The following is a 25,501-nucleotide window of genomic DNA, read 5'->3' on the forward strand; positions in this document are numbered from 1 at the left end:
CGATTACAGGATGGGGAATGTTGATTGGTGGAAGTGTACTTTTTTTCTTGATCAGGGCGTGGATTTTCCCGACAAATCTGGAGCTTCCAGCCTGGATCATCATTGCAGTTATTGTTATTATTGGCACAGCAGTTGGTTTTTCTGTGTTTCTTGAGAGTGTGAAATATATAGGTCCGGTGAAATCTACACTGCTTGGCTGTCTGGAACCTGCATCGGCAACGTCTGCAGGAAAAGAAAGAAAATGGAGAATTGTTTACAGAAGAAGTAATTAAAAATATTATCGAAGAATTTTCTTTATCCGATGAAGAAGCGGAGAAATATATGAAAATGTATTGGTAATACAGCCTATACGAAAAGTATAGGAGAAAGGGCATATTGCCTTTTCTCCTGTTATTTTATAAGCGGGGAGAGCTGCTGGGATTCATTTATCATTTGGGTAAGTATCTTTGATTTGGGGTGGCTGATAATGATATAGCGCTTCATAGGATTCCAGTTCATCCTCGTTCACCGGCCCGGATGGAATCAATCCAGTGCAGTCCTGAGTGGATGCTGCATTTGAGGGAAAATCACAGGAATCAATGATTCCCTGGCTCGTAGGAGTCTTTGACTTTTCAGAAGAATTTTTTGACATAAATAACCTCCATGGTATACAAATTCAGACTTAAAAAAGTCTTGAAGATTAGTATATCCGGGAGGTTGTTTTTTTATTATGGTATTTTGCGGTTGTAAAAAACTCTCGATATAGTACAATTGGTTCCAAAGAAAAAGGGGAATGACAAATAGAAAAAAGGAGGAAGACATGATGACAAGAATTGGACAGATGATATTCAATGATGGATATGCAAAAGGATTTAAAGAAGGACTTGCAGAAGTGAGGGGTAGAGAATATGGAGCGTGAGGTTGAACGTATATGTCTGCTTCTATCGAAGCTTTTAGATGAAAATCGTTTGGATGACCTGTTGAGAATAATAGAAGATGATGAATATATGGAACAATTGATGCGAGAGTTCAATATTTTATGAAAAAAGTATTTTCACAAGATTTTAGTTCATTCGCCAATAAATTTTTTGATACAAATCAAATAGAACCTATGTTATAGTGATAATAGAAAGAAAGGATGGCAAACGGTGGAACAAAATAAAATTAAACCGGATACCATACTAAAGAATTTTTGGAAAGACAATCATCATTTTGCAGATTTATTTAATGCCGCGTTGTTTGAAGGTGAACAGGTATTAAATCCTGCAGATCTTTTGGAAGTGGACACAGATGTTTCTTCAATTCTAAGATTTAATGGTCATGCTGAGACAGTACAGAAAGTATTGGATGTTGTAAAGAAAACAGCATATGGTATTGATTTCGTAATCTGAGGATTAGAAAATCAGGAAAAAATTCATTATGCAATGCCACTTCGACACATGATAGGAGATGCATTCTCTTATTTGAAAGAGTATCAGGAAATTGCGGCAAAAAATCGTAAAGATAAAAACTTTGCGTCTTCAGATGAATTTCTTTCCAATATGAAAAAACAGATCGTCTGCATCCAGTAGTAAGCCTATGTGTTTATTATGGAGAACATCCATGGGATGGACCTTTGTGTCTGGTAGATATGTTGGAGCTTCCAGAAAAAATCAGACCTCTTGTATCGGATTACAAGATGAATTTAATTGAACTAAGGACAAGTGGAACACTCCAGTTTCATAATCAGGATGTTAATACAGTATTTGATATTAGTCGAGCTATATACGAATGCGATTATGATAAAATAAATACTGTGTATGGGAGAATGCAAATTACATCAGAACTGGGAGTTGTGATTGGTGCGATTACACAGTCACAGAAGCTGATAGACCATGCTTTGAAATTGGAACAAAATGGAGGTCAGGTTAATATGTGTAGTGCATTGGAAGAGTTAGAAAAAAAGGCAGAACAAAAAGGGATGATTAAGGGGACGATCAAAACTTGCAAAAAAATTAAATTAAGCAGAGAAGAGACAACTAAGAATATTATCGAAGAATTTTCTTTATCCAATGAAGAAGCAGAGAAATGTATGGAAATGTATTGGTAGCATGTGGCATATGGTAATAGAAGAGCCCGGAGGGATGACCTCCGGGTTCTTCTATTGTGCCTCCAGAGCATTAATGTAACCTTCCAAATAAGAAGTGATACGCTCTTTTCCAAGGGAATCCAGTTTTCTGTACAGGTTGATCAGACGTGTTTCATCCTGGGCCAGACTGTTGGTTTCAATACGCTCATATCTGGTATCAGAAAGACCAAGAATATAATCAATAGATACGCCAAAGATATTTTGCAGTTTGATAAGAGATTTTACACTGGGATAATATTTTTCCATTTCATATGCGCTTATTGTTTCCTGAGACACTTCCAACTCAATACTGAGTCGGATCTGTGTGATTTTTTTTTCCTCCCGTAATTCTCGTATACGATTCATTTTTTTCTCCCTTACAACTAGGCTCATATTTAATCATATTATACAAGCTGAACTTGTACACATTAGAAGGCGAAACTATACTTTGTATAAGCTGTACTGGTGAGAATATGAATACAAGTACAACTTGTATAAAATAGATGCTGATGCTATAATAAAAAATAATTAATTCAATGTGATAAAGTGATAAGAAAAATATTTAAACAGGGAGGAAAATGCGTATGAAATGCCCAAAATGTGGAACAACAGTCAAGGATGATGCCAAGTTCTGTTTTGCCTGTGGAGCCAAACTGGAACAGCCAAAGGCATTGGCTGAACCAGAGAAAATAGAAGTACAGCATGTAAAGATGAAGCCGGAGGCACCGAAAGCTAAGAAAAAAGGTAACAACAAGAAGGTCGGTAAGATTGTGGTCGCAGTCGGAGTATGTGCGGCAGTTGTAGTGGTGGGAGTTAATATTGTTCCGCGGCTGACACAGACAGATAATCCGTGTGTGTATTTGTCAGATGGTTCTTATAATCTTCTGACAAAAATGAAAAAAGACAGTGGAGTGGATTTCGCGGATGGTGTATCAACTGCCGTGTTTGAGAACTCACCATATACGATTAAAGGTCGGACTCAGTTTTCACCAAGTGGAAAGTATCTGTATTTTTATAATAATTATGATGGTAACGGTGGAACTTTATGCAGAATCAGATGGGATAAGATAAAGAAAAACTCTTCAGGCAGTCGTGATTATGAAAATATTGAAACAATAGGTTCAAATATATCGGATACTTATAATATATATAGACTGATCTCGGATGACGAAGTAATTTATAAGGATACATCTGACAGCCTTTATTATTATAACGGAGAAGAAACGACAAAGATTGCCAAACAGGCTGCAGATTTCTGGGTAGATGAAAACGGCAGAATTGTCTATACAAGAAAAGATGATGAGAGTGGTGAGGTTTGTACCTTATTTGGTGTTACTACGAAAGAGCCGGATAATAAAATTAAACTGGCTTCAAATATTGCGTGGGTGGTCTGTGCGGATGATTTAGATAATATTTTTGTGCGTACGAATTCCGGAGAGGATAATATGGGAGTCGGCGTTGCCGGATTTGACCGAGATTTCCAGGTGCTCAGTAAAAACTCAGAGGTTCTGTCATATAAAGATGATTGTATTTATTATACCGATGATAGTGGAGATTCTCTCAGTTTGTATGATTATGTAGAAGGAACAGATGTGATAGATACATTAAAAGAACCTGTGGAAGAAGACTATCAGATTACACAGGATAAGTACGAGATGCTGGATGAGTACAGTACATTAGAAGACTACGAGGCTATTTATACATCGTGTACAAAGGAATCCATGTTCACACCAGATGGAGAAAATCTGGAGGATCAGCCGGAAGCGGAATTTCAGGCATTTGTAAAAAAATATAAAAATCTTGAAAATGAAGATGGATATATTCAGGTTACAGACGAGATTAAAGATGAACTGAAAAATCTGGCGGCTCTTTATGGAGAAGGCTATGAAAATGAATGGCAGGAGTTATGTTTCGGGAAGAAAACAGAAACAGTGACAGACGAGGATGCATATAACGAAGCATGGGATAGATACTACAAATTGTATTCTGCGGAAGATTTATGTGCACAGCTTAAAGATGAAAATAATGCATTTCCATTGAAAATATTGTATTGCTACAAAAACGGAGAAACCAATGTAATTAGTAAAGATGTCCTGCAGGCGTATAGTTTAAGCAACTCTATTATATATAATACGAAAGATATGGTTCAGGAGAAAGTTAAATTAGAAGATATTAATGATATCAGTGATGTAAGAGAACTGTTCTGGATTGATTATGGCAAACAGAATTATTTTATCAGATTATCTGATGATAAACAGCTTCAGATGTCAACAGAAGGTGCGAAATACTGCAAAGATCAGATGGATACAGACTGGGGATCCATTTCATTTGCAGGAAACAGTGTTTATATAAATGTCGAAAATGAAAAAACAGGTATTGCGTCTATAAAGGGAGATACAATAGGAGCTTTTGATACGATAGCAGAGAAATCTACAACGCTTAGTGCTACAGAAACAGAATGTTATTATGTGACAACAGAAAATCCAGATGACTATTATGTTGATTTATATTCTGACAAAGATGGAAAGAGTACGCTGCTGGCGCAGGATATTACTTTGCAGTCAGTTTCTGTTTATGAAGATGGACAGATTCTGGCAAGTACAAGTCCATACAATAATAATGGATATGAACTCAGTACACTTGGAAAGAAGGGAAACATGAGTTATCTGGCTGATGACGTCAGTGCTTATTTACGTCTGGATGAAAAAAATCTTTTGTATATTTCAGATGGTGATCTTTACCTTTACGATGGTGAAGATACGGAACTGCTTGCCTATGATGTTGACTGTATGTGGAGCAGAAAATCAATGAATACGAAATTTACGTATTGATTAATTGAATTGGTATAATCTGGGAGAAAAAAACTATGAATAAAAAATTACGAAAAAACCTGGGTATCTTTCTTATTTCTCTTTCCTCGGCCACAGTACTGTTGGGGTCGGGAAGTGAAATCGAAGCCGCAAAGCGTAAAGATTATTCTTTAAATGGGGATAAGAATGAAACTGAAGATGAGAATAAAGATTTTGAAGAGCAGGTAAAAGAGTTTTATGAAAATAATATCCGGACTTATGTAGAGAAAATCGACGAGGCAAGCGCATTCCATAATGGAATGGCCGAGATCAAATTCTGGGTCGGAGATATGTCCTATCGAGGTTTTATTGATACAGAGGGAAAGATGAAATTTTATATTCCCCTGGAATCTGGAAATTACAGTGAAAACACAGGCCTGGACAATGGATATGTGACGCATTTTATCAATGACACCCTCTTCGTGATCGACTCGGAGGGAAATATTTTAAGTCATTATGATAAGAATCAGGTAGTCTGCTATGGCGGCGGATATACCTGGGTCAGAGAAGACAGCAGTAATGACTGGAATGATGCCGGAACCTGTAAATATACCTTTTATGATCCAAGTGGTGCAGAAGTACAGGATGTAAGCTTTTCGGTCAGCAATGATCAGAGTTATCAGGAGTCATTCCGCTATCATGGGGATGGTGCCTTCTCTTACCAGACAATGGAAAATGAAGTCAACGATACATTTTGCTTTTATTTTACGGGAAACGCACAGAAGCAACAGTACAATACATCATTTATGCGAGACAGAGATGACCAGTTTGAGAGCGGTTATGTGTTGGATCTTTACCAGGACGAAGACGGAATGTGTCATATAGAACGGATGAGTAATCAGGGCGAATATCAGGACATCGTGATTCCAAAGGAATGCAGTACAGAGGACGGTGCCAGCTGGTACATACGTGGAAAATCAGAAAATTACATTCTTCTGAGCGATTCTACAGGAACACTGGTTGCATATGACATACAAAACAGTGCATTTCAGAGATACACAGGACAGTATGCCGGTTCTCTGAACTGTGATTACAGCGGACTGCAGGGAAATGTGATCGCTGTAAAAATCTATGGAAAAAATGACAAAGATTATGTAGGTCTGATCAATATAGAGAATATGACAGAAATTGGAGAACCGATAGAGACCAATGATTTTCAGCTAGCAAAAGAAGTACTGATCACTTACTGGGATGATAAGAAAGTCATGTATGATCTGAATGGAAATGAAACGTTTACCTGTGGTTATTATGCAGACGTTTACAGTGCAGGTGAAGGTGCTACAGTCATGAGTGATGATTCAGGTTACCACTATGTAAAGAGTGATGGCTCTGATTTCTTCCCGGACGGAATTGATTATGACAATGCCCGAAATCTGGACGTGGATCTGCGCAAACAGACAATAGGATAAAACAATTACGTAATTTTGCTGTATGGGAAAGAAGGAAACAGGTATGAAAAAAACAATATTGGTGTCTGCAGGATGGATACTTGCAGCCGGTATGATTGGGACAGCACTTCCCGGACAGGCAGTCCTGGCAGCGAAGAGAGTGACATCCGAAAGTGGGGAGACTTCATCGGAGGGGAAAAGCAGTGCCAATGCTGGGCAGAAGGCAGGCAAGATTGAAGGACTGAATTATATTGGTGGCAAGACTTATACCCTTAATCTACAGTACTCCAAGGAAAATAGCATGACAGGAGAAGCGGTCGGAGAAACTGGAGTTTTGGCTGCGGTTTCACGTGATTTTGATTACGACGGGGCAGACGAGATTTTCAGCGTTTCATACAAAGACAGTACGAATTCTCCAACCGGACGGGCAATTACATTTTCCATTTTGAAAGAAACAGATGGGGGATGGAAAACGGTATCCGAACAGGAAATGCTGTATCTGGACTATCAGGGAAACTATCGTGAAATGAGTGGAATGAGCGGAGGCACAGCGTTCAGTGAAGTTTCTGTTTTTCTGCGAAGACTGGATGAACAGTATCAGTTTTTCTATGAAGTTTACGAGGAAAGTTCTGTTGCAACGGGCCAGTCCTGGAATATCCAGGGATTTTATCTGGACGGTGACGAACTGAAAAAAATGGAGACATCGACAGACATATTTTACGAAGGTTCCCCGATCAGTGAGTTATGGGATTCAAAGGCTGCTGCAGAATCAGGAGAAGACTGGGCATTAGAGAATGCCAATATCATAGATGCATACGAAAACCTCATTTTTTCAGATCCTAATATCAGTTTTGATCATATGACGGTAGATCAGAATCAGGGAATGTATCAGGTCTTGCGAATGAAAAAGGGAAGTCTTGTTTCGGATGAAGAAAGAAGCCAGTGGATTTCTGGATGTTATAACGGAGATGAAGCAAGGTCAATGAAATGTTACTCATACAAGATTAATGATCTGAGCAATGAAATTCCAAATATTATCCAGGGTTATCGGACGGATGTAATCTTTGATGAAAATGGGACAGCGGAATCCTCTGCGGCAGATACAACAGATACAACATCAGAGTTCATTATTCCGGACTCCGACAGCCGTTACCTCAGCCGCGAGGAACTCAGTAATATGAGCCTGCAGCAACTGAATTACGCCAAGAATGAGATCTACGCGAGAAAAGGAAGAGTTTTTCAATCGCCGGAATTGCAGAATTATTTTGGAAGCAAATCCTGGTATCACGGCTCGATTGCAGCAGATGACTTTAAGGATTCTACCATGCTTAACGATTATGAGAGAGCAAATACAGAGCTTCTCAGTAAGGTGGAGCATGAGCTTGCACCGGATGGCTATCAGCTTGATAAATAAAAAGATAAAAGACAATATGTCTGTAATCTGTATTTGATAAGGAATGGAAGAGAAAGAGATGCTTACAGAGGAGATAACACTCAGACTTGTAAAAGAAATAAAACGTTTTCTTCTGGAAGATGCACTTGCCCTGAGCAGATCCAGTGATGAGCAGCTCATGGTCAGAATCAAGGAAATCATAGACCATAAGCTCGTTCATTACGAGATCACCCCGCAGGAACGGGAAAAGATTGCCAGAAGAGTGTTCAGTTCCCTGCGAGGACTTGGGATTCTGGATGAGCTTCTGAATGATGACAGCATTACAGAGATCATGATCAATGGACCCGAAAATATCTTTGTTGAGAAGGATGGACAGATTTATCGGTATCGTCGGCAATTTGAAAGTGAACAGCATCTGCTGGACATTATCCAGCGAATCGTAGGAGAAGCCGGCAAAGAAGTCAACCAGGCAAATCCTATTGTGGATACGAGAATTCAGAAGGACGGATCGCGTGTAAATGTGGTTCTTCCACCAATCTCGCTGGCTGGTCCGGTCGTGACAATCCGTAAATTTTCCAAAAAACCGATGACGGTGGAAAAACTTCTGGAATATGGTTCGATCACACCGGAGGTAGCAGATTTCCTGCAGAAACTGGTAAGAGCAAAATACAATATTTTTATCAGTGGGGGAACCGGATCCGGAAAGACAACATTTCTGAATGCACTTTCCAATTTTATACCAGGGGATGAACGAATCATAACGATTGAGGATTCTGCGGAACTGCAGATTCGTAATATATCCAACCTGGTCAGTCTGGAAACAAGAAATGCAAACACATCGGGCAGAGGAGAGATCACAATTCGTGATCTGATTCGCTCCGCTCTTCGAATGCGTCCTGAGAGGATCATTGTGGGAGAAGTGCGAGGAGCAGAAGCACTGGATATGCTTCAGGCAATGAACACAGGACATGACGGATCTCTGTCTACCGGTCATGCAAACTCTACAAGAGATATGCTAAGCAGACTGGAAACGATGGTACTGCAGGGAAATGCAGGCCTTCCGCTTCCGGCGATACGGCAACAGATTTCCTCCGCACTGGACATTGTAATCCACTTGTCGAGACTCAGGGACAAGTCCCGAAGAACGATGGAGATTACCGAAATTCTGGGATGCAGCGGAGGCGAATACCAGTTGAATCCGCTATTTGTTTTTCAGGAAACACAGGGCAGTACGCTTCATAAGGTTCAAGGGAGACTGATGCGGACCGGAAATTCATTAAAAAATGATTATAAGCTGAGACTGCAGGGAATGAGCAGTCAGATTTAGGAAAAGTATGAAGAAAGAGAAAAGTCGCAGAAACAAGCGAGAAAAAAAGAGTAAAAGAAAACAGAAATATATTCCACAGAAAGCATTATTTGGAAATGGTGAAGATTACTATATTTACCGGATGAGTTTTGTGGAAAAGCTGACAGGCGGGGCGCTTGGTTTTCTGGTCGGAGCATTTGTGTGCATGACATTTTTCCGAAACTTCCTTTTGTCCGGGATAGTGGGAATACTTCTGATATTACCGGGTATCGGCAAATATCGGGAATTTCTGAAAGCCAGAAGACAGAAAGCACTTCTGATCCAGTTCCGTGACATGCTGGAGTCTCTGACTGCATCATATTCTACCGGAAAAAATACGCAGGGAGCTTTTGAAGATGCATATGGAGACATGGCAGATATTTATGGAAAAAAAGCAGACATTGTGCACGAGATTGAAATGATTGTGAATGGTATCTACAATGGTCAGAATATAGAAGCGTTGCTGAAAAATTTTGCAGAGAGAAGCCATCTGGATGATGTAGAAAGCTTTGCAACGATTTTTGAAGTGTCCAGCCGTTATGGTGGAAATCTCAAAAAAGCAGTGGGAGATACCTATCGGATCATCAATGAAAAGATCGAGATGGAAATGGAGATAAGGACACTTCTGACTGCAAACAAGAATGAGCTGAACATCATGCTGCTGATGCCGTTGATCATCATGGTTACACTCAGCGGGATGGGAAGTATGTCCATTGTACAGAATACACCGCTCAATGTCCTGACCAAAGTTATTGCACTGGCACTGTTTGGAACAGCATATTACATTGGCAGAAAAATTATAGATATCAAGATATAGGGGACAAAGATGAATGATTATTTTCAGTTGATTCTTATGATAATATGTACGCCTTTTGCATTGGTATGGATTTGTCTGGCAATAACAAAGGGAAAGAAATATGCTACGTACACCAAGAGTACATTTGCCAGAGAATTTCAGATGAGCAAATTGTTCTGTGTCGGATTTGCACTGATGCCGATTCTGCATATGGGAACAAAGACCAGACGTGCAAAGCTGAAAATCAAAGAGATTGCAGAGATCAAGGGCAAGAAGTATGCGGAATATTACTATTATATTTTGCAGGGCGCCAAGATCACATATGCATATACTGTGTTCCTTGTATTTATGCTTCTTTCGGTCCTGGCGGGAAGTGTGGAGGCGGCACTTCTGGGAGTTATCTTCAGCGTGCTGGTAGTCATGTATATAGACCTATCTTTGCAGGACAAGCTGACAGCCAGAAGGCAGGAGATCCTGATGGATCTTCCACAGGTGTTGTCCAAGCTTACGCTTCTGGTCAATTCGGGAATGGTTCTCCGCGATGCATGGAAAAGAACAGCGATTACAGGAGAGCGTGCATTATATAAAGAAATGCAGAACACCAGTCTGGAGATTGACAATGGAATCATGGAAGCAGATGCATATCGCAATTTCGCAGATCGTTGCAGTGTAAAGGAAGTGCGCAAATTTACGTCGCTGATCTTACAGAACCTGCAGAAAGGTAATGAAGAGTTGGCACTGTTTCTGGGAGACATGTCGACAGAGATGTGGGAAATGAAGAAAAATGAGGTGAAGCAGAAAGGCGAAAAAGCCAATTCAAGACTTCTGCTTCCGGTATTTCTGATCTTTATCGGAATTCTGATACTGATCCTGGTTCCGGTAATGAGCGGATTAGGATAATAAAAGGCAGATGCCGTTTATTATAAATAACAGACATTTCATGAAGGAGGAAAAGAGAATGTTAGAAATGTTGAATAAAATGTGGATTGGAGCAACTTGTAGATTACATAATTTTGTGGAAGATTTCAAGCACGAAGAAAAAGGTGCGGCAGAGATCGTTGCGATCATTCTGGTGATCGTAGTGGTCATTGCGGTCGTAGTTGTTTTCAGAGAAAGAATCATGGATCTTGTAAGTAATACGTTTGATGATGCTGATAAAGTGAAAGATATATCATTCCTTGAAATCGGAAATCTCAAAACACTTCTGTGAATCAACAGAAACAACGTGGCGCCATCATGGTAGAAGCTGCACTGTACTTCCCGATCACCATAGCGGTGGTCATGGCGGTCATCTATCTGGGACTTTTTAAGATGCAGGAAAGCTATTTCTTTTTTCAGGTAGAGAGGGCGGCAGCGCAGCTGGCAAAAGAAATTGCATATCCGGGTTATGAAGGTTTCACTGATAAAGAACCTCTTTCCGATGGGAAAGTAGATTTTTCGTGGGAAGAGCCTTCGGACGAACAGGTACAGTCCTATTATGAAGCGTACAATGGTTCACTGACAAAGATCTATCGTCTCGGTGCGGGCAGTAATACAAAAGAACGACTGGCAAAATACCAGGAATCTTTATGCAAATACAGCACATTACTTTCCGTGGGAACAGCGAAAGCAAGTATCAGGGTGGAGAATAAGTTTATGTCACAATCAGTATTCGCTGAATTGCGATATGAACTTCCGACGCCTGGAATTCTGAGATATTTGGGGATGAAAGATACGATCAGCCTGTATGCGGCAGCATATCAGCCGGTCCTGAACACGACAGATTTTGTGCGGAATGTAGATTTGGCCTGGGATCTTGGAAAGTTTTTTCTGGATAAGCTGGGCATCGATACAGACAAATTTGTAGAGAATTTTAATAAAGTAAAAGAAATAATCTTTTAAACTGGAGGGAGATATATGCGATTTTTCTGTGGAAAAAACCGGGGAGCAATTTCTGTCTTTCTGACACTGATTCTGGTACCGGTTCTGATATTCAGCGGAATAATAGTAGATATCTCCCGCCTTTATGCAGCAAAGACTGTGATTTCAGGCGCGGGGGACCTCACAATGAATGCGGCGCTTGCACGCTATGATAAACAGTTGAAGGATTCATATGGCCTGATCACAATGGCAGATGATCCATCATCCCCGTCGATGAAGACATACCTGGAACAGAGTTTTCTGGAATCATGTAATGCATCTGCACTGAAAGATACCAAATCCACGGATCTTCATTCCATGATCCAGCTGGAACTGGGCACAGAAGGCGTGGAAGTACAGGGAGTGAAGAATTCTTCTCTGGCTGATACGCAGGTTCTTCAGCAGCAGATTCTGGAATACATGAAATTTCGTGCACCGGTATATATGGTCAGCGATATTCTGGAAAAATTCAAAAAGATGCCGTTGAAAAATATGAATGAAAAGAAAGACTATATCGAAGCAAAGACAGACTATGCAAAAAAAGCCAAAGAACTTGGAGAACCATCTGAGAACGCCAAAACGGCAGTAGATGCACACAGTGCTGCGATACAGGGTGTGCAGGGAATGGCTTCAGAGATTTCAGAAGCAATGAATATTCTGGTACAGCAGTCTGTATTTTATCTGGCATCAGAGTCTTTACAGAAATATCTGGATAATGAAGCATTAGCACCTGTAGGATCCGGTCAGATCAGTTCAGCGGTGATTCGGCAGAATCTCGCCGGTGCAATAGTATGGGATCGGTCAGAAACTGTTTTTGATGAAATAAGGTATGCAGATCTTGTTGCAGCTGTTTCTCTGCTTCAGAATTCTGGAATTGTAGAGCAGGCGATGAATAACGATGAAAGTTTTACGCAGGATGAATGGAATGCTTATGTAAACATAGATACTGTAATACAGCAGAGCATTGCAAATCTTAAGAGTATTTATGAAGATGCAGAAAAAGATTATATAAATAAGATTGAAAATTACAAGTCTGAGCTTCAGACGATGATAAATACAGGAAACGAAGGAATCACCCAGCTGCAAAAGCTGGAAGATGTGTGGGTCAATAAAGTGCAACCGGCGGAAAAAGCGTGTCAGGAACGCAAAGATGCCCTGCAGAGCAAAGGGGAAGATATATCCGAACTGAATGAGCTTGAAGAGGAAGAAAACATCAAAATCAATACAGACGATCTGGAAGATATGCTCAATTGTCTGGAGAGAAATACAGAGGAGGCGGAAGGCCTTTTGGAAGAAGCCGAAAAGATGATACAGGTAACGGATCATATAAAAGCAGCACAGATCAACAGCACAGAGGCATGCTCGATTTTTGAACGGGGTGCTGCGGCTGCGGTGAATACATTCTGGGATGATAATGCAAATTTTGGAATGCCGTTACAGGGTAATTACTATTATACAGATCCAAAGGAATGCAATTTTTATAAAGAGTATCTTTCCAAAGTCGGAACAAAATCAGAAGATGAGACGGAGCAGAATGCAAAAGATCAAAAGAAACAGGATGCAGAAGATGCACAGGGAGAATATGATCAGATCCTGGAGGGACTGAATGCACTGGGAAAAGAAAAAAATCTGAAAGATTTTTCCGGCCTTTCTTATCCGGATGAGTTCCCAAGTGGACAAAATAAAATTGGATCGGATATTCAGTCGGCACAGACGGTAAAGAAACTGAACTTGGACAGTGATGATACGACGGTGAATGATGGGGCAGGAAGCCTTTCTGCCATAACGGAATTACTGAAAGGATTGGACAACCTGTCTGGAGAACTTTTGGAGCGTGCCTATCTGATGGAATACATGAGCGAAATGTTTAATTGCATGACGACAAAAGAAAACGATGTTTCACTCAGCAACGACAAACTGAACAGCCATTATATTTATAATGGAGAGATAGAATATCTTCTTTATGGAAATGAGAGTACGATTGTCAATAAGACAGAAGCGACTGCAGTGCTATATTCACTGCGTCTGGCAATCAACAGTGCCTACGTGTTTTTTGACAAGACATTGAATGCCGAGGCGAACAGCATTGCCAGCGGAATATCTGCTGCGACCGGACAGGCATGGCTGTATCCGATCATTAAATATTCCTACCTGTTCTGCTGTGCAGTCGTCTACTCCGGTCAGGACTTATCCAGTCTGATGAAAGGGGACGAAGTCGCTGTATGGAGAGCAAACGACAAAGTGAAACTCAATTATAAAGAATATCTGAAACTGTTTCTGCTTGTCTCCATGATCAGTGAGAACAATGAAAAGAAACTTCTGGTCAGGACAGCGGACTGCATTCAGCTGAATACCGGAAAGAGTCTGAGCAGCAAATATACGATGCTGACGCTCCGGGCTGATGTGAAGGCAGAGACGACATTTTTACCAAAAGTTCCAGCACTTCTCGGAAGAAGCAACTCCGATGAAGAGAGTCAGAAGACGATAAAATATCAGGGAATACTGGGGTATTAGGAGCAAAGATGAAGAAAAGACAAAAAGGTTCTATCACAGTAGAAGCAACGTTGTTTCTGCCATTATTCTTTCTGGCATTTGTCAGTATTTACAGTCTGATATCGTTTACCAGAGCACAGCTGATTGTACAGTATGCGGCAGATCAGGCGGCAAAAGAAGTGGCACAGTACAGCTATATTCTGGAAAAGATCGGAATTCTGGATTCTTTGGACGGACTGAATTCCAGGTCAGAGGATTTTGAAAAAAATATAAAGTCTATTGAAGAACAGCTGCAGACAGTTCAGCAGGCAGGAGAAAATGCCCTGAACGGAGAAGATCCTGTAGGTAATACGATAGAAGCCGGAAAAGCAGCGAAGGATGTCTATGGTACGGTCAGTGGTTATGTGGATGATCCGGAATCGTTTATTTCCGGGGTACTGACAGTGTTCAAAAAAGATGCAATCAATGGCATTTCTACATACATGGTTAATACGGTGGCAAAATCCTGTGTCATGAAACAGTTATCTGTTGCCGGAGGCGGACAGGATCCGTTAACTTATGCGGAAAAACTTGGGATTTCGGATATGAATATGTCAAAGACTGTCTGGTGCCAGAATAAGACGAGAGATATCAAGATCATAGTCGATTTTAATATGAATAATCAGGTACCCTTTTTTAGAATGAAGCCGAGACATTACAGAGTCTGTGCTTCTACACGGGTCTGGTCAGGAGTGTGATGAAGGAGAATATGATGGAAACCGTTATAAATACTACAGCAAAAAAGAAAAAGATATTTTTTCTGGCGTTTCTTCTGATAGAAGTGGTGAGCTGCTTTTTGTTTTATAGGTACGACTACCACTGGACGAAGATTCTTCGATATTTGTGCCTGACAGGATTTATGCTGGTCCTGGCAGTGATCGATCATGAAAAATCAATCGTGCCAAATAAGCTGCTGGTAGCAATGCTGGTCATTCGTGCAGTGCTTCTTGTTATCGAGGTCGCTGTATATCCGGTTTACTGGAAAGAAAAAATGATTTCTGCAGTGGGTGGAATGCTGGTTGGTCTGATACTGTTCCTTCTGGCTTATGTTCTTTCGAGAAAAAGTATTGGACTGGGCGATGTAAAACTGGCGGCGGTACTGGGATGGTATCTCGGGTTATCTCTGATCTGGTGGGATCTGGTAGCCGGACTTTTGCTGGCAGGAATCTATTCCGTGGTACAGCTGGCACGCAAAAAACTGAGTATGAAAGATTCCATTCCGTTGGTACCGTTTCTTGCAGCGGGAACGATCTTGATTTTACTGCTTGGATTTTAGGAGGAAGCTATGAAAAAACTGGTTGTTGTGGCAATGATCTTTTTGCTTGGGACTGCCTGGTGGAGTACGATTGACAATTTCGGAGTAAAAAAGGCGGAATACAGACAGCACATTGCAGCAGCTGAAAAATATGAAAAACAGCAGATATATTATGATGCAGTTCTGGAATACAAAAATGCACTGGAAGAAAACCCGGATCAGGGTGATCTGTGGATAAAAATTGCACAGGATTACAGAAATCTGGGTTCAGATGATGAGTTCGAGGAAGCCTGCAATCAGGCGATCAGTCTCGAGGATGATAAACATGAGGCGTTATTTATGCTTACGGATTATTATCTGGAAGAGGGACGAAGAGAAGATGCGATCGCACTTCTGAAACGGCAGGCAGAAAAGACAAAATACAATGGTGATATCAAAGAAAAATTACAGTCACTGGCAGGAGAAGTGCAGACAGTCAGTGCAGATTATGATGAGATCTCGACAGAGTGCAGTGGATATATGTATGTAAAATCCGGAGATCTGTATGGATTCTTGAACAGCAGCGGACAGGAAATCCTGCGGCCGGAATATCAATCAGTCGGATTATTTGGAGACTGGGGAGTTGCACCGGTTCAGAAAGATGGGGAAAGTTACTACATTGATACAAATAATTATAAACGCCGGCAGCCGGAGGAAGCTTATCAGTATCTGGGAACAGAGAAGCAGGGCATTATACCGGCAGAGAAAGATGGAAAATGGGGATATCTCAACAGACAGTTTCAGCCGCTGACAGAGTTTATCTATGATGCTGCAACACCGATTCTGGATGGTTTTGGTGCAGTGAAGCAGGGAGAAAGTTGGGCGCTGATCGGGGATGACCTTCAGATGGCTACAGATTTTGTTTTTTCAGATGTGTTGCAGGATGAATGGGGCTTCTGTTCGAGAAACGGAGTGGCTTTTGTAAAAAGTGGTGAGCAGTACATTCTTGTGGATGCAGAAGGAAAGCAGCTTGGAAGTGAAAGTTATGAAGCAGCGTATCCATTTGTATCCGATCAGCCGGCAGCAGTCATGCAGAGCGGCAAATGGGGATTTGTTTCTATAGATGGCAGTAAGACACTGGAATGTATGTTTGCGGGGGCAAAGAGTTTCTCGGGAATTGGATATGCACCGGTCCAGACCGACGATGGCTGGGGATATATAAAACAGAATGGAGATATTGCAGTGCAGCCTCAGTTTGAAGATGCCAAAGCATTTAACAGCAGAGGAATCGCACCGGTAAAAACAGACGGAAGCTGGAAACTGATTCAGCTGGATATTTATTAGGAGGGACAGCAATGGGATTTTCATTTGATTTTACGGGAGAAAGAAATGTGATTGTATATCAGGCGGAGGCTGGTATGGTATTGGATGAAAATATATACAGATTGTTGAGAAGCGAGCTGATGGAAGAATACATCCTGTCGTTTGAAACAGAAAATACCAGTAGGGAATGTCGGTTTTATTATGACATTACCGGATGCACGAATATGAGAGCCTGGATGGGAGAACATGGATTTCTGGAAAAAAGAAAAATGAAAAAGAAGATTGAAGAGATGCAGAAGCTTCTGACCCGAAATGGAATTCCGAAAGAAATGATTGAACAGGAAATGCAGTATATGTTTGTGAATGATGAGGACGAAGAGGTTCGGCTTGTCTGCATTCCGTTAAGGGAAAATACATATATGGAAACAAAGCGCGGAAAAGCAGAAGACAGCGGATTACCACCACTTCCGAAAGAAATTCCGGTTCCGCCGGAAAATGGAGCAGGCTTCCAGAATTATACAGGTCCGGCAGTACAGAAGAAACCGGAAATGGACAGCCGGAATGAGGTCAGTCGGAATACAGAAAATTGGAATACAGAAGACTGGAATGCACAGGAAGAACTGTATGTTCCGCAGAAGAAGCATTTTTCACATCATACGGAAAATTCACAGCACATGGAGCATTTACAGGATATAGAACCTTTGCAAGACATAGAACCTGTGGACCAGAGATTTTTCAGAGAAGAATCTTTTGCAAAAGAAGACAGCGAGTTCCAGAGGGAGGAACCCGTACAGCATTTTGAGAAACCCGCCGACAGAGATGATGAAGAAGAGGATGGCACAGTACTTTTGTATGATCCGGATGATGAGGGAACAGTTCTTCTTAAAGTACCTCCAAAGATCAACGCCAGACTGATACGCCGTAATACGGGCGAAGAATTTGTGATCAACAAAGAAAGAACCAAGATAGGTAAAAAGGCAGCAGTCGTGGACATCTGCATTCAGGGAAACAAAACGATCAGCAGGGAACACTGCATCATTACATTTGAAGAAGGGGTATTTTTCCTGGAAGACTGTCATTCACTGAATCACACTTATCTGAATAAGACTGAGCTGGAGCCGGAGATTCCGGTCAGACTGGAAACAGACAGTGAAATACAGATGTCAGATGAACTGTTCGATTTTATCATTGAGGAGGGATAAAGATGAAATGTCCAAACTGTAATGGAGATATTAAACTGGGTGAGAAATACTGCGGTCGATGCGGAAATCCGGTTCCCGATGAAAAGAGCGGAAAAGACGAAAAGAAAACCGGAAAGAAGAATGCGAAACAAAACAGAAGCTCCGGGAAAAAAGAAAAGTCAGGAAAAAATGGAAAGAAAGGTCTCTTCCTGCCATTGGGACTTGGCATTCTGTGTGTATTGATCATTGTAGTTGTAGGCCTCGTGGTAACACCTAAGCAGACAACGGCAGGTAAATTACAGGAAAAAATGGATCTTGGAAATAATTATCTGGAAAAAGCGGATTATGTAAAAGCAAAAGCTGCTTTTTCAGAAGCACTGGAAATTGATGAGAAATCACCGGAGGCAGCACTTGGTATGGCAGATGCCTATAATGGACAGAAGAAACCGGATCAGGCACTGAAATATCTGAAAAAAGCTTCCCAGAATGTAAAAACTGCATCTGAGGAAAAAGATGCGACCCATGTGCCGAAAGATACTGCAGATTTCTCCAGTCATTATGAGAAATCGTGCAACGAGACTGCTGACCAGTATAAGAGTAGTAACAATATATCGAAACAGCAGGAAACAAAAGAAGTTATAAAAGAATTTAAGACAATCGTTATCTATGTGCCGGAAAAGAATCCTTCAACTGCTACGCCTGTCCCGGCTAAAAAGGAGACGAAAAAGACTTCGAAACAGACGGCGAAACAGAAAACCAAAGAGAAGGTGACTCCAGAAGAAACAAAAGATTCCGAAGATCCGCTGGGACCAACGGAGAAAAAGGCAGATGACGCTGGCAAGGCGGTCGTTACGACAGAACCTGAAGAAGAACCGACAGTTACGCCGGAAAGCCCAACCCCAACACCGGAAGAAGCGATAGCTGTTCCGGAGGATGAAGTAACACCGACACCAACAGAAGTAATGCCAACACCAACAGAGATAACACCGACTCCAACGGTTTTAACCCCAACACCGACTCCTAAAGAAGAATTCGGCATACCTGTTGCAGAGGAAGAATATGTGTATGATCCGGCAACAGATACAGGGACTTATGTTCCGGTAGGGGAAGATACCGGGGACAGTGGGCAGACAGTAAATAAGCCTGATACATCGGCCAATACTTCAATAGGAGAAATTCCGACGACAGAAACACCAGTGGCGGAAGTACCGGCAGCAGAAACTCCGGCTCAGGAGGAAGCAAAAGAAGATTCTGCAGAAGGAGAAAATGCAGATGAAAAAAATGCAGATGGAGAAATGGTAGAAACGGAAGTTACCGTGGAGGAAGACGGAGAGGAGTCGACAGCGGAGGCTGTGGACGAAAAAGAAATTCTTGACGACTATTCGGATACAATTCTGGAAAAGACTCCAAGAGTTGATTTAAATGGCAAAGATATTCCATACACATATGGAGATGTATCTGCGGTAAATGCAGCACTGAATGGGGTGTTTGGCATGCAGAGATCAGACCTGGATAAAGATGGAAAACCAGAATTGCTCGTGATCGCAATGCAGAATGGGAAGATGACATTTACGGTATACAGAGTTGTAGATGGAGAGGTCAAAGCAGATGCAACAGTGAATGCCACTGATGGAATCGGAACAGCACTTCCGGAAGCTGATTACGGATTTACGCAGGAATGCTTTGGCAAAGAAGATGACGCTGGATGGACAGTAGGTTTTGCATCTTATGTATACGGAACAGATGCAGGTGACGGAACTCCGACTACAAAGTTCAGCATAGAGGCTTATAAGCTTCATGCGGATGGAACGACCATACAGCTGACGGAAGAAGATGCGGCCTCACTGGTGGGAATAGACCTGACAGGAGATCTATCAACGGTATTTGATCCATTGTCTGATGGTCTGGCTACAACGGAGAATGGTCTCCAGGATCTGGTATCGATCGTCGGAAATCTGAGTGCCGGAAGTGAAAATCTTGGCATTAATGTAAAAGATCATACAGTATTTGAGCAGTAAAGGGGAAGGTCATGCTGAAACATATACCGGAGACATACGAAATTATTGGCAAAATAGGATCTGGAAAAAGTGGTGATGTGTATAAGGCGTATCATAAAAACCTGCGTACTTATGTTGTGCTGAAAAAGGTAAAAACAGAGCTTCGAAATCTTGTAAACAATCGTGCAGAAGTAGATGTACTGAAAAATCTGCGTCATTCCGGGCTTCCTCAGGTCTATGACTTTCTGGAAGTGGACGGAGATGTGTATACTGTTATGACTTTTGTAGAGGGAAACAGTTTTGGACAGTATCTGGACAGCGGCAGAGAATTTGAAGAAAAATCTGTGATCATCTGGGCGAGACAGATCTGTGCCACGCTTTGCTATATGCATGAACAGAAGCCACCGATCGTACACGGGGATCTGAAACCGGAGAACATCATGCTGCGGCCGGATGGAAATATCTGCCTGATCGATTTTAATATTTCTGCCAGTCTGGATGGCGGTGATGCCTGGGTGACCGGATATACGAATGGATATGCGGCACCGGAGCAGATCGAAGCCATGCGGTATAACCAGAATGAACTGGATTCGTCCCACTGGAAAAAAGCAGATCCACGCTCGGATCTGTACAGCCTTGGGGCTACGCTCTATCATCTGCTCTGTGGAAAGAAACCGGCGGTGGATGAAGACGGCTATGCAGAAGATATTCAGGATATGGGGCGAAAGGTCAATACAGTTTTTGCAGCGATCATCATGAAGTGTCTGGAACCGAATCCGGATAACCGTTATCAGAGAGCAAGAGAACTGCTGAGTGATCTGGAACATATGTCTCTTAAAGAAAAAAGATATAAACGTCTGGTACTGAATCAGAAGATTATTACCGCTTCTGTGGCATGCTTGATGCTGCTCTGTGCAGCGATTGCAGTCATGGGATATTTAAGGATAGGGACAGATACCCGGAAAGAATATGACAATCTGGTATCGCAGGAGAAGCAGTATCTTGCGGAAGGCGACTATGAAAAAATGGAAGTCTGCTATCAGAAAGCATCAGATCTGATGCCGGACAGTCTGGATGCATATTACCAGAAGGCACTTTCCTGCAGCCAGAGACAGCAGTATGGTGAATGCATTGATTTTATCAATTCCAAAATCCTTGGAAATGAGAAGATCGCGAATCGCGAGGAAGATTTAAATAATGTCTATTATCTCCTGGGGGATTGTTATGCGAAGCAAGAAGATTATGCAAATGCCTGTGCAAGCTATGAGAAGGCGCTTCAGATTGCCCCGGATAATGGCAGTTATTACAGAGATTATGCAATTGCGCTTGCCTGTAGTGGAAATATAGAAGAAGCCAAAAATATTCTCAGTTCAGCAAAAGAAAAAGGACTGGATTCTGTTGAAGCAGATTATGTGCAGGGAGAGATCCTTTTTAATACGGAAGATTATTTAGGAGCGCGACAGATTTTTGAGGCATGCATTGACAAAACAGAAGATTCCTATGTGAAAATGCGTGCGTATATAATGACAGCAAGATGCATTGACAAGATGGAGAGCGGCACGACAGGAACACAGGAAAAGATTCGTCTGTTGGAAGAGGCAGAACAGGAACTTTCCGGAGATGGAAATATCGGAGTGCTGGAAGAACTTGCACAGGCTTATTGCGATGCAGGCGCAGAAGGCGATGATACTTATTATCAAAAAGCAATCGAAATATTTAAGCAGATAGAAAAGCAGGGAATGAGTGATTACGATACGGAATATAATCTCGCAGTCTTATATCAGAATGTAGGTGATTATTCCAATGCAGCGGAAACACTGGATAACATCCTTAAGACGTATGGGGAGGATTACCGTACATATAAGAGCCTTGCTTATCTGGAAGCTTCCAAACAGAATTCACTGGCGGTTGACCTCAGAAATTACAGCAAATTTGGAGAATATTATAAGAAAGCAGATGAGTTATATCAGAAAGAGTCTGCTTCCAATGCAAATGATGCGGATATGGAGCGACTCCAGGAACTTTACCAACAGGCAGTAGATAACGGATGGCTGTAATCTGAGAAATCAGGACAAAAGGCAGGGAGAGAAATGATAGTAGGAAAAATGATGTTTGCAGGAGGTCTGGCGGGAGTGATCTGTTGTATGGTTGCATTGTTGGTACTTCCGAGAATTTTTGAAAAGCAGAGAAAAAAGCTTCTGGAAAAACTGGAAGAGGAAATATGAGAAAGGAGAGAGAAAGATGAAAAAGAGTAAAGTAGCGATTCTGCTGGCAGCGGCATTGACTGTGTCCTGCATGAACGGGATGATGGTGCCGGCAAATGCGGCAGATCTTATTGTATCGTGCAGTGTAGTGTATGCCGGCGGAATTCGACTCAACAAGTCTAAAGTTCAGTTATATGCAGGCGGGAAAACAACGATAACAGCTGTTGGAGGAAATTCAAAAGTAACATGGACTTCCAGTAATTCTAAGATTGCTAGTGTGAGCTCACGTGGGAAAAGAGCTGTGGTAACCGCCAGAAAACCTGGGAAAGCTGTGATAACAGCTAAATATGGAAAGAAAAAACTTAAATGTACTGTGACAGTAAAAAAAGCCAAAACAGTCATAAATAAGAGTACTCTTAAAGGAACCTGGGAAGTTGATGTGCCGATGACAGTGAAAGTAAATAAAACTTCTATACGCTGGATTTATGGTTCGGCATTTTACTATGGAAATGCAATGAAATTTGCAAACAATGGAAGCTTTCTGTATTATGTCGGAGCCGGAAATGGTGGAAAAGGAAGCTATAAAATTGGCAGCAACAGTATCACTTACAGTGTAAGAACTTATGAAGAAGGCAGCCTGGAAAAAGGAACGATCAAGGTCATTAAAGGGAAGAATATACGCTTGATGACGAGATATGATATTTATAAGATTTACTGGAAGAAGAAATAAAAGTTGGATTTTGCTTCAAATCGAGAGTGTAAAATAAAGTGTGTAAGTTACTGGTAACAAAACTTACGCACTTTATTTTTTTATGTAATAGGAGCGTGCCCAGCAAAGCTGGGGCACACCAGTCGGTGAAAGTCCGACTATGGTAATCACCAGTGAGCCATATAGTCAAATCCGGTGCGTTGTAGTAATACAGGGTACTAAGCGGATGGGTAATGTAGCTTCATAAGAAGTGCTAACAATCATGCAGACCGCAACATAAAGTGAATCCTGCCGTATCGTAAATAAAACTTCTCTCAAAAGAGGAGAAAAGAGGAAGTCGAGCCTTGTCCTAATGGGCGAAGACCATGGAAATTGGGAAGAAACTGGAAAAGCACCAACGAAAATCCTCCGGTATATGGGGAACGGTATGTATGAAAGGTGTGCCCCGGAACTGGGGAGACCCTACTTATCACCAGACAGGTAAAGAAGAACCGTATAAGTAGAAGACGAAATCGGATTCTTGATAAGAGGGAGTCGGAGAGGAACATAGTACCAAAGACAGTTATGAAACAAAACATAGCCAAGGGAAGGTTCCTTACTTCATTCAAGTTTGTAGAGAGGGTAAGTGTGAGAGAATGTCATGAAGACTAATAACTCCAAAGAAAAAGTACGACAACTTCAAAACAAACTATATCTAACAGCCAAGAAATGCCAAAAACGAAGATTCCATGCGTTATATGATAAGGTATATTGGGACGATGTGCTGATTGAAGCATGGAAAAGAGTAAAAGCCAATAAAGGTTCCAGTGGAGTTGATGGTATCAGAATAGAAGATATAGAAAAGATGGGAATCGAGAAGTATCTAAAAGAACTCAAAAAAGAACTGATAGAGGGAAAGTATATCCCATCTCCAGTGAAAAGAGTGATGATACCAAAACCAGATGGAAGTGAAAGACCACTTGGGATACCGACAGTAAGAGACCGGATTGTACAAATGGCAGCAAAGATAGCCATAGAACCGGTATTTGAAGCTGATTTCAGAGAATGTTCATATGGATTCCGACCAAAAAGAAGTGCAAAACAAGCACTGGAAGTAGTAAGGAAAGCATGTAATAACAAAGGCTACTATGTTGTGGATGCAGATATAGAAAAGTTCTTTGATAATGTAAACCAAGACAAGCTGATGATACTGATAGAACAACGCATATCAGATCGAAGAATACTGAAGCTGATAAGACAGTGGATGAGGTCTGGGATTTTGTACGGAAGTATACTGACGATTTCAGAACTCGGAACAAGTCAGGGGTCAGTCATTTCACCACTACTGGCAAATATATATTTAAACACACTGGATAGACTATGGGAAAAGTATGGACGTACCCATGGGATTCTTGTAAGATACGCAGACGATACAGTAATAATCTGTAAAAACAAGAAAAGTGCGAATCATGCACAAAGCCTGTTGCAATATATCATGGGAAAGCTGGACTTAAGATTACATCCAGTAAAAACGAAAATAGTAAACATGTGGGACGGAACAGAAGGATTCGACTTTCTTGGACTGCACCACAGGAGATTTTCAAAAATAAATAAGAAAGGGAACCGATATGGAGAGACATATCAATACCCAAGCAAGAAAGCCATGAAGAAAATGAAGCGGACTGTCAAAGAGAGTATAAATCAGAGATACCTGTTGGTAAAAACAGAAGAAGAATTGATAAAAGTTCTAAATCCTAAAATAACAGGATGGAGAAACTATTATAAAACAAGGAATGACAGAAAGTGGATGCGGGCAATAGACTGGTATATTTTATGTACATTTTGCAGATGGAATAATAAGAAACGTCAGCAGACGCGAAAACTAAAAGGACTGTATGCAACTAAGATACGATTACAGGAAAAAGGCTTACAACTAATGGAGGCATGACGTAATGCTGTAGAAAGAAGAATGTCGGAAAGCCGGATGAGGGAAAACCTCACGTATGGTTTGATGAGGGGAAAGAGGGCAAAACCCTCTGACCTACTTTACAATTACTCTGTAATGTTCCTATTACATAAAAACGCTCCGCGAGGATGCGACCAGATGCATGAGGAATATGTCTGCTGAAGCAGACTGCATCTGGCGCGCAAAGCGGAACAAGTCCCTCAAAGATTGAGGGATTCAGGGAGTTTGAAGCGGACTTGTCCGCTTTGTTATATATGCGGGAAGAGCTGCTGGGCTTCATTTATCATTTGGGTAAGTATCTTTGATTTTGGGTGGCTGATAATGATATAGCGCTTCATAGGATTCCAGTTCATCCTCATTTATCGGCCCGGATGGAATCAATCCAGTGCAGTCCTGAGTGGATGCTGCATTTGAGGGAAAATCACAGGAATCAATGATTCCCTGACTCGTAGGAGTCTTTGGCTTTTTAGAAGAATTTTTTGACATAAATAACCTCCATGGTATACAAATTCAGGGTTTATAGAAGTTCTGAAGATTAGTATATCCAGGAGGTTGTTTTTTTATTATGGTATTTTAGGGTTGTCAAAAATTGTTTTAAATAGTGCAATTAGTTCTGGTAA

At 41.3% G+C, this 25,501-nt stretch carries 24 protein-coding genes; 21 read left to right on the forward strand and 3 right to left on the reverse strand.

Annotation, left to right across the window (positions count from 1 at the left end; genetic code table 11):
- The first annotated feature begins 2 nt into the window (after positions 1 to 2).
- Positions 3 to 272 carry an EamA family transporter gene (locus tag LI112_RS04535; protein ID WP_227190316.1) on the forward strand — a complete coding sequence of 90 codons (270 nt, stop codon included), beginning with the start codon at positions 3 to 5 and terminating at the stop codon, positions 270 to 272.
- 149 nt (positions 273 to 421) lie between these two features.
- Here LI112_RS04535 and LI112_RS04540 read toward each other — a convergent pair whose 3' ends face one another.
- Positions 422 to 631: a hypothetical protein gene (locus tag LI112_RS04540; RefSeq protein WP_117591970.1), complete on the reverse strand. Its 210-nt coding sequence runs from the start codon at positions 629 to 631 to the stop codon at positions 422 to 424.
- Positions 632 to 1,127: 496 nt separating this feature from the next.
- Between LI112_RS04540 and LI112_RS04545 the strand changes: the two genes are divergently transcribed.
- Positions 1,128 to 1,370 (forward strand): hypothetical protein, encoded by a 243-nt coding sequence (locus tag LI112_RS04545; protein WP_005422066.1) that lies wholly within the window; start codon positions 1,128 to 1,130, stop codon positions 1,368 to 1,370.
- Positions 1,371 to 1,657: 287 nt separating this feature from the next.
- Complete coding sequence (locus LI112_RS04550) at positions 1,658 to 2,068, forward strand: hypothetical protein (protein ID WP_330588545.1); 411 nt, start codon at positions 1,658 to 1,660, stop codon at positions 2,066 to 2,068.
- Positions 2,069 to 2,119: 51 nt separating this feature from the next.
- On the opposite strand, the gene LI112_RS04555 is transcribed toward LI112_RS04550, so the two are convergent.
- Positions 2,120 to 2,452, reverse strand: coding sequence for a helix-turn-helix transcriptional regulator (locus LI112_RS04555; RefSeq protein ID WP_044924754.1), 333 nt, complete (start codon positions 2,450 to 2,452; stop codon positions 2,120 to 2,122).
- A 218-nt stretch (positions 2,453 to 2,670) separates the two neighbouring features.
- On the opposite strand from LI112_RS04555, the gene LI112_RS04560 reads away from it, so the two are divergent.
- The 18 genes from LI112_RS04560 to ltrA all read left to right on the forward strand — a co-directional run bounded on the left by LI112_RS04560 (position 2,671) and on the right by ltrA (position 24,863).
- A complete protein-coding gene (locus LI112_RS04560; RefSeq protein ID WP_044924751.1) occupies positions 2,671 to 4,917 on the forward strand; it encodes a zinc ribbon domain-containing protein in 2,247 nt (748 codons plus the stop codon).
- A 35-nt stretch (positions 4,918 to 4,952) separates the two neighbouring features.
- Positions 4,953 to 6,344, forward strand: a complete 1,392-nt coding sequence (locus tag LI112_RS04565) for a hypothetical protein (protein ID WP_005422059.1) — start codon at positions 4,953 to 4,955, stop codon at positions 6,342 to 6,344.
- A gap of 43 nt (positions 6,345 to 6,387) precedes the next feature.
- Positions 6,388 to 7,737 (forward strand): YARHG domain-containing protein, encoded by a 1,350-nt coding sequence (locus LI112_RS04570; protein ID WP_227190300.1) that lies wholly within the window; start codon positions 6,388 to 6,390, stop codon positions 7,735 to 7,737.
- 58 nt (positions 7,738 to 7,795) lie between these two features.
- On the forward strand, positions 7,796 to 9,043 hold the full coding sequence (locus tag LI112_RS04575; protein WP_227190301.1) for a CpaF family protein: 1,248 nt from the start codon (positions 7,796 to 7,798) through the stop codon (positions 9,041 to 9,043).
- Positions 9,044 to 9,050: 7 nt separating this feature from the next.
- Positions 9,051 to 9,878, forward strand: coding sequence for a type II secretion system F family protein (locus tag LI112_RS04580; RefSeq protein ID WP_055056780.1), 828 nt, complete (start codon positions 9,051 to 9,053; stop codon positions 9,876 to 9,878).
- Between the two features lie 9 nt (positions 9,879 to 9,887).
- Positions 9,888 to 10,757 carry a type II secretion system F family protein gene (locus tag LI112_RS04585; protein WP_005422053.1) on the forward strand — a complete coding sequence of 290 codons (870 nt, stop codon included), beginning with the start codon at positions 9,888 to 9,890 and terminating at the stop codon, positions 10,755 to 10,757.
- Between the two features lie 58 nt (positions 10,758 to 10,815).
- Complete coding sequence (locus tag LI112_RS04590; protein WP_055056778.1) at positions 10,816 to 11,067, forward strand: Flp1 family type IVb pilin; 252 nt, start codon at positions 10,816 to 10,818, stop codon at positions 11,065 to 11,067.
- A 26-nt stretch (positions 11,068 to 11,093) separates the two neighbouring features.
- On the forward strand, positions 11,094 to 11,738 hold the full coding sequence (locus LI112_RS04595; RefSeq protein WP_005422047.1) for a hypothetical protein: 645 nt from the start codon (positions 11,094 to 11,096) through the stop codon (positions 11,736 to 11,738).
- 15 nt (positions 11,739 to 11,753) lie between these two features.
- Positions 11,754 to 14,270 (forward strand): DUF5702 domain-containing protein, encoded by a 2,517-nt coding sequence (locus LI112_RS04600; protein WP_227190302.1) that lies wholly within the window; start codon positions 11,754 to 11,756, stop codon positions 14,268 to 14,270.
- A gap of 8 nt (positions 14,271 to 14,278) precedes the next feature.
- Complete coding sequence (locus LI112_RS04605) at positions 14,279 to 14,986, forward strand: TadE/TadG family type IV pilus assembly protein (protein WP_055056776.1); 708 nt, start codon at positions 14,279 to 14,281, stop codon at positions 14,984 to 14,986.
- Positions 14,986 to 15,564, forward strand: a complete 579-nt coding sequence (locus tag LI112_RS04610) for an A24 family peptidase (protein ID WP_055056775.1) — start codon at positions 14,986 to 14,988, stop codon at positions 15,562 to 15,564. Before LI112_RS04605 ends, LI112_RS04610 begins: the two co-directional genes overlap by 1 nt.
- Before the next feature lie 9 nt (positions 15,565 to 15,573).
- Positions 15,574 to 16,866, forward strand: coding sequence for a WG repeat-containing protein (locus tag LI112_RS04615; protein ID WP_055056774.1), 1,293 nt, complete (start codon positions 15,574 to 15,576; stop codon positions 16,864 to 16,866).
- Between the two features lie 11 nt (positions 16,867 to 16,877).
- A complete protein-coding gene (locus tag LI112_RS04620; RefSeq protein WP_055056773.1) occupies positions 16,878 to 18,047 on the forward strand; it encodes an FHA domain-containing protein in 1,170 nt (389 codons plus the stop codon).
- A gap of 2 nt (positions 18,048 to 18,049) precedes the next feature.
- Positions 18,050 to 20,044, forward strand: a complete 1,995-nt coding sequence (locus LI112_RS04625) for a tetratricopeptide repeat protein (RefSeq protein ID WP_055056772.1) — start codon at positions 18,050 to 18,052, stop codon at positions 20,042 to 20,044.
- Positions 20,045 to 20,055: 11 nt separating this feature from the next.
- The gene (locus LI112_RS04630) at positions 20,056 to 22,080 is read left to right on the forward strand and encodes a serine/threonine-protein kinase (protein ID WP_055056771.1); all 2,025 of its coding nucleotides are present in this window, start codon (positions 20,056 to 20,058) and stop codon (positions 22,078 to 22,080) included.
- Positions 22,081 to 22,113: 33 nt separating this feature from the next.
- A complete protein-coding gene (locus LI112_RS18145; protein WP_005422033.1) occupies positions 22,114 to 22,248 on the forward strand; it encodes a hypothetical protein in 135 nt (44 codons plus the stop codon).
- Between the two features lie 16 nt (positions 22,249 to 22,264).
- Complete coding sequence (locus LI112_RS04635; protein WP_055056770.1) at positions 22,265 to 22,957, forward strand: Ig-like domain-containing protein; 693 nt, start codon at positions 22,265 to 22,267, stop codon at positions 22,955 to 22,957.
- Between the two features lie 619 nt (positions 22,958 to 23,576).
- Positions 23,577 to 24,863 carry a group II intron reverse transcriptase/maturase gene (gene ltrA / locus LI112_RS04640; RefSeq protein WP_055056769.1) on the forward strand — a complete coding sequence of 429 codons (1,287 nt, stop codon included), beginning with the start codon at positions 23,577 to 23,579 and terminating at the stop codon, positions 24,861 to 24,863.
- A gap of 294 nt (positions 24,864 to 25,157) precedes the next feature.
- On the opposite strand, the gene LI112_RS04645 is transcribed toward ltrA, so the two are convergent.
- Positions 25,158 to 25,367: a hypothetical protein gene (locus LI112_RS04645; protein ID WP_055056768.1), complete on the reverse strand. Its 210-nt coding sequence runs from the start codon at positions 25,365 to 25,367 to the stop codon at positions 25,158 to 25,160.
- Between the last annotated feature and the right edge of the window lie 134 nt (positions 25,368 to 25,501).

The sequence above is a fragment of the Blautia sp. 210820-DFI.6.14 genome (genome assembly GCF_020558815.1).
GTDB lineage: Bacteria > Bacillota > Clostridia > Lachnospirales > Lachnospiraceae > Blautia_A > Blautia_A obeum.

Coding starts and splice junctions, on each gene's coding strand:
- LI112_RS04625 (WP_055056772.1), top strand. CDS start 18,050: ATGAAATGTCCAAACTGTAATGGAGATATTAAACTGGGTGAGAAATAC.
- LI112_RS04610 (WP_055056775.1), top strand. CDS start 14,986: ATGAAGGAGAATATGATGGAAACCGTTATAAATACTACAGCAAAAAAG.
- LI112_RS04540 (WP_117591970.1), bottom strand. CDS start 631: ATGTCAAAAAATTCTTCTGAAAAGTCAAAGACTCCTACGAGCCAGGGA.
- LI112_RS04590 (WP_055056778.1), top strand. CDS start 10,816: ATGTTAGAAATGTTGAATAAAATGTGGATTGGAGCAACTTGTAGATTA.
- LI112_RS04550 (WP_330588545.1), top strand. CDS start 1,658: ATGAATTTAATTGAACTAAGGACAAGTGGAACACTCCAGTTTCATAAT.
- LI112_RS04595 (WP_005422047.1), top strand. CDS start 11,094: ATGGTAGAAGCTGCACTGTACTTCCCGATCACCATAGCGGTGGTCATG.
- LI112_RS04645 (WP_055056768.1), bottom strand. CDS start 25,367: ATGTCAAAAAATTCTTCTAAAAAGCCAAAGACTCCTACGAGTCAGGGA.
- LI112_RS04630 (WP_055056771.1), top strand. CDS start 20,056: ATGCTGAAACATATACCGGAGACATACGAAATTATTGGCAAAATAGGA.
- LI112_RS04560 (WP_044924751.1), top strand. CDS start 2,671: ATGAAATGCCCAAAATGTGGAACAACAGTCAAGGATGATGCCAAGTTC.
- LI112_RS04555 (WP_044924754.1), bottom strand. CDS start 2,452: ATGAATCGTATACGAGAATTACGGGAGGAAAAAAAAATCACACAGATC.
- LI112_RS04600 (WP_227190302.1), top strand. CDS start 11,754: ATGCGATTTTTCTGTGGAAAAAACCGGGGAGCAATTTCTGTCTTTCTG.
- LI112_RS04585 (WP_005422053.1), top strand. CDS start 9,888: ATGAATGATTATTTTCAGTTGATTCTTATGATAATATGTACGCCTTTT.
- LI112_RS04580 (WP_055056780.1), top strand. CDS start 9,051: ATGAAGAAAGAGAAAAGTCGCAGAAACAAGCGAGAAAAAAAGAGTAAA.
- LI112_RS04615 (WP_055056774.1), top strand. CDS start 15,574: ATGAAAAAACTGGTTGTTGTGGCAATGATCTTTTTGCTTGGGACTGCC.
- LI112_RS04620 (WP_055056773.1), top strand. CDS start 16,878: ATGGGATTTTCATTTGATTTTACGGGAGAAAGAAATGTGATTGTATAT.
- LI112_RS04635 (WP_055056770.1), top strand. CDS start 22,265: ATGAAAAAGAGTAAAGTAGCGATTCTGCTGGCAGCGGCATTGACTGTG.
- LI112_RS18145 (WP_005422033.1), top strand. CDS start 22,114: ATGATAGTAGGAAAAATGATGTTTGCAGGAGGTCTGGCGGGAGTGATC.
- LI112_RS04565 (WP_005422059.1), top strand. CDS start 4,953: ATGAATAAAAAATTACGAAAAAACCTGGGTATCTTTCTTATTTCTCTT.
- LI112_RS04570 (WP_227190300.1), top strand. CDS start 6,388: ATGAAAAAAACAATATTGGTGTCTGCAGGATGGATACTTGCAGCCGGT.
- LI112_RS04605 (WP_055056776.1), top strand. CDS start 14,279: ATGAAGAAAAGACAAAAAGGTTCTATCACAGTAGAAGCAACGTTGTTT.
- LI112_RS04575 (WP_227190301.1), top strand. CDS start 7,796: ATGCTTACAGAGGAGATAACACTCAGACTTGTAAAAGAAATAAAACGT.
- ltrA (WP_055056769.1), top strand. CDS start 23,577: ATGAAGACTAATAACTCCAAAGAAAAAGTACGACAACTTCAAAACAAA.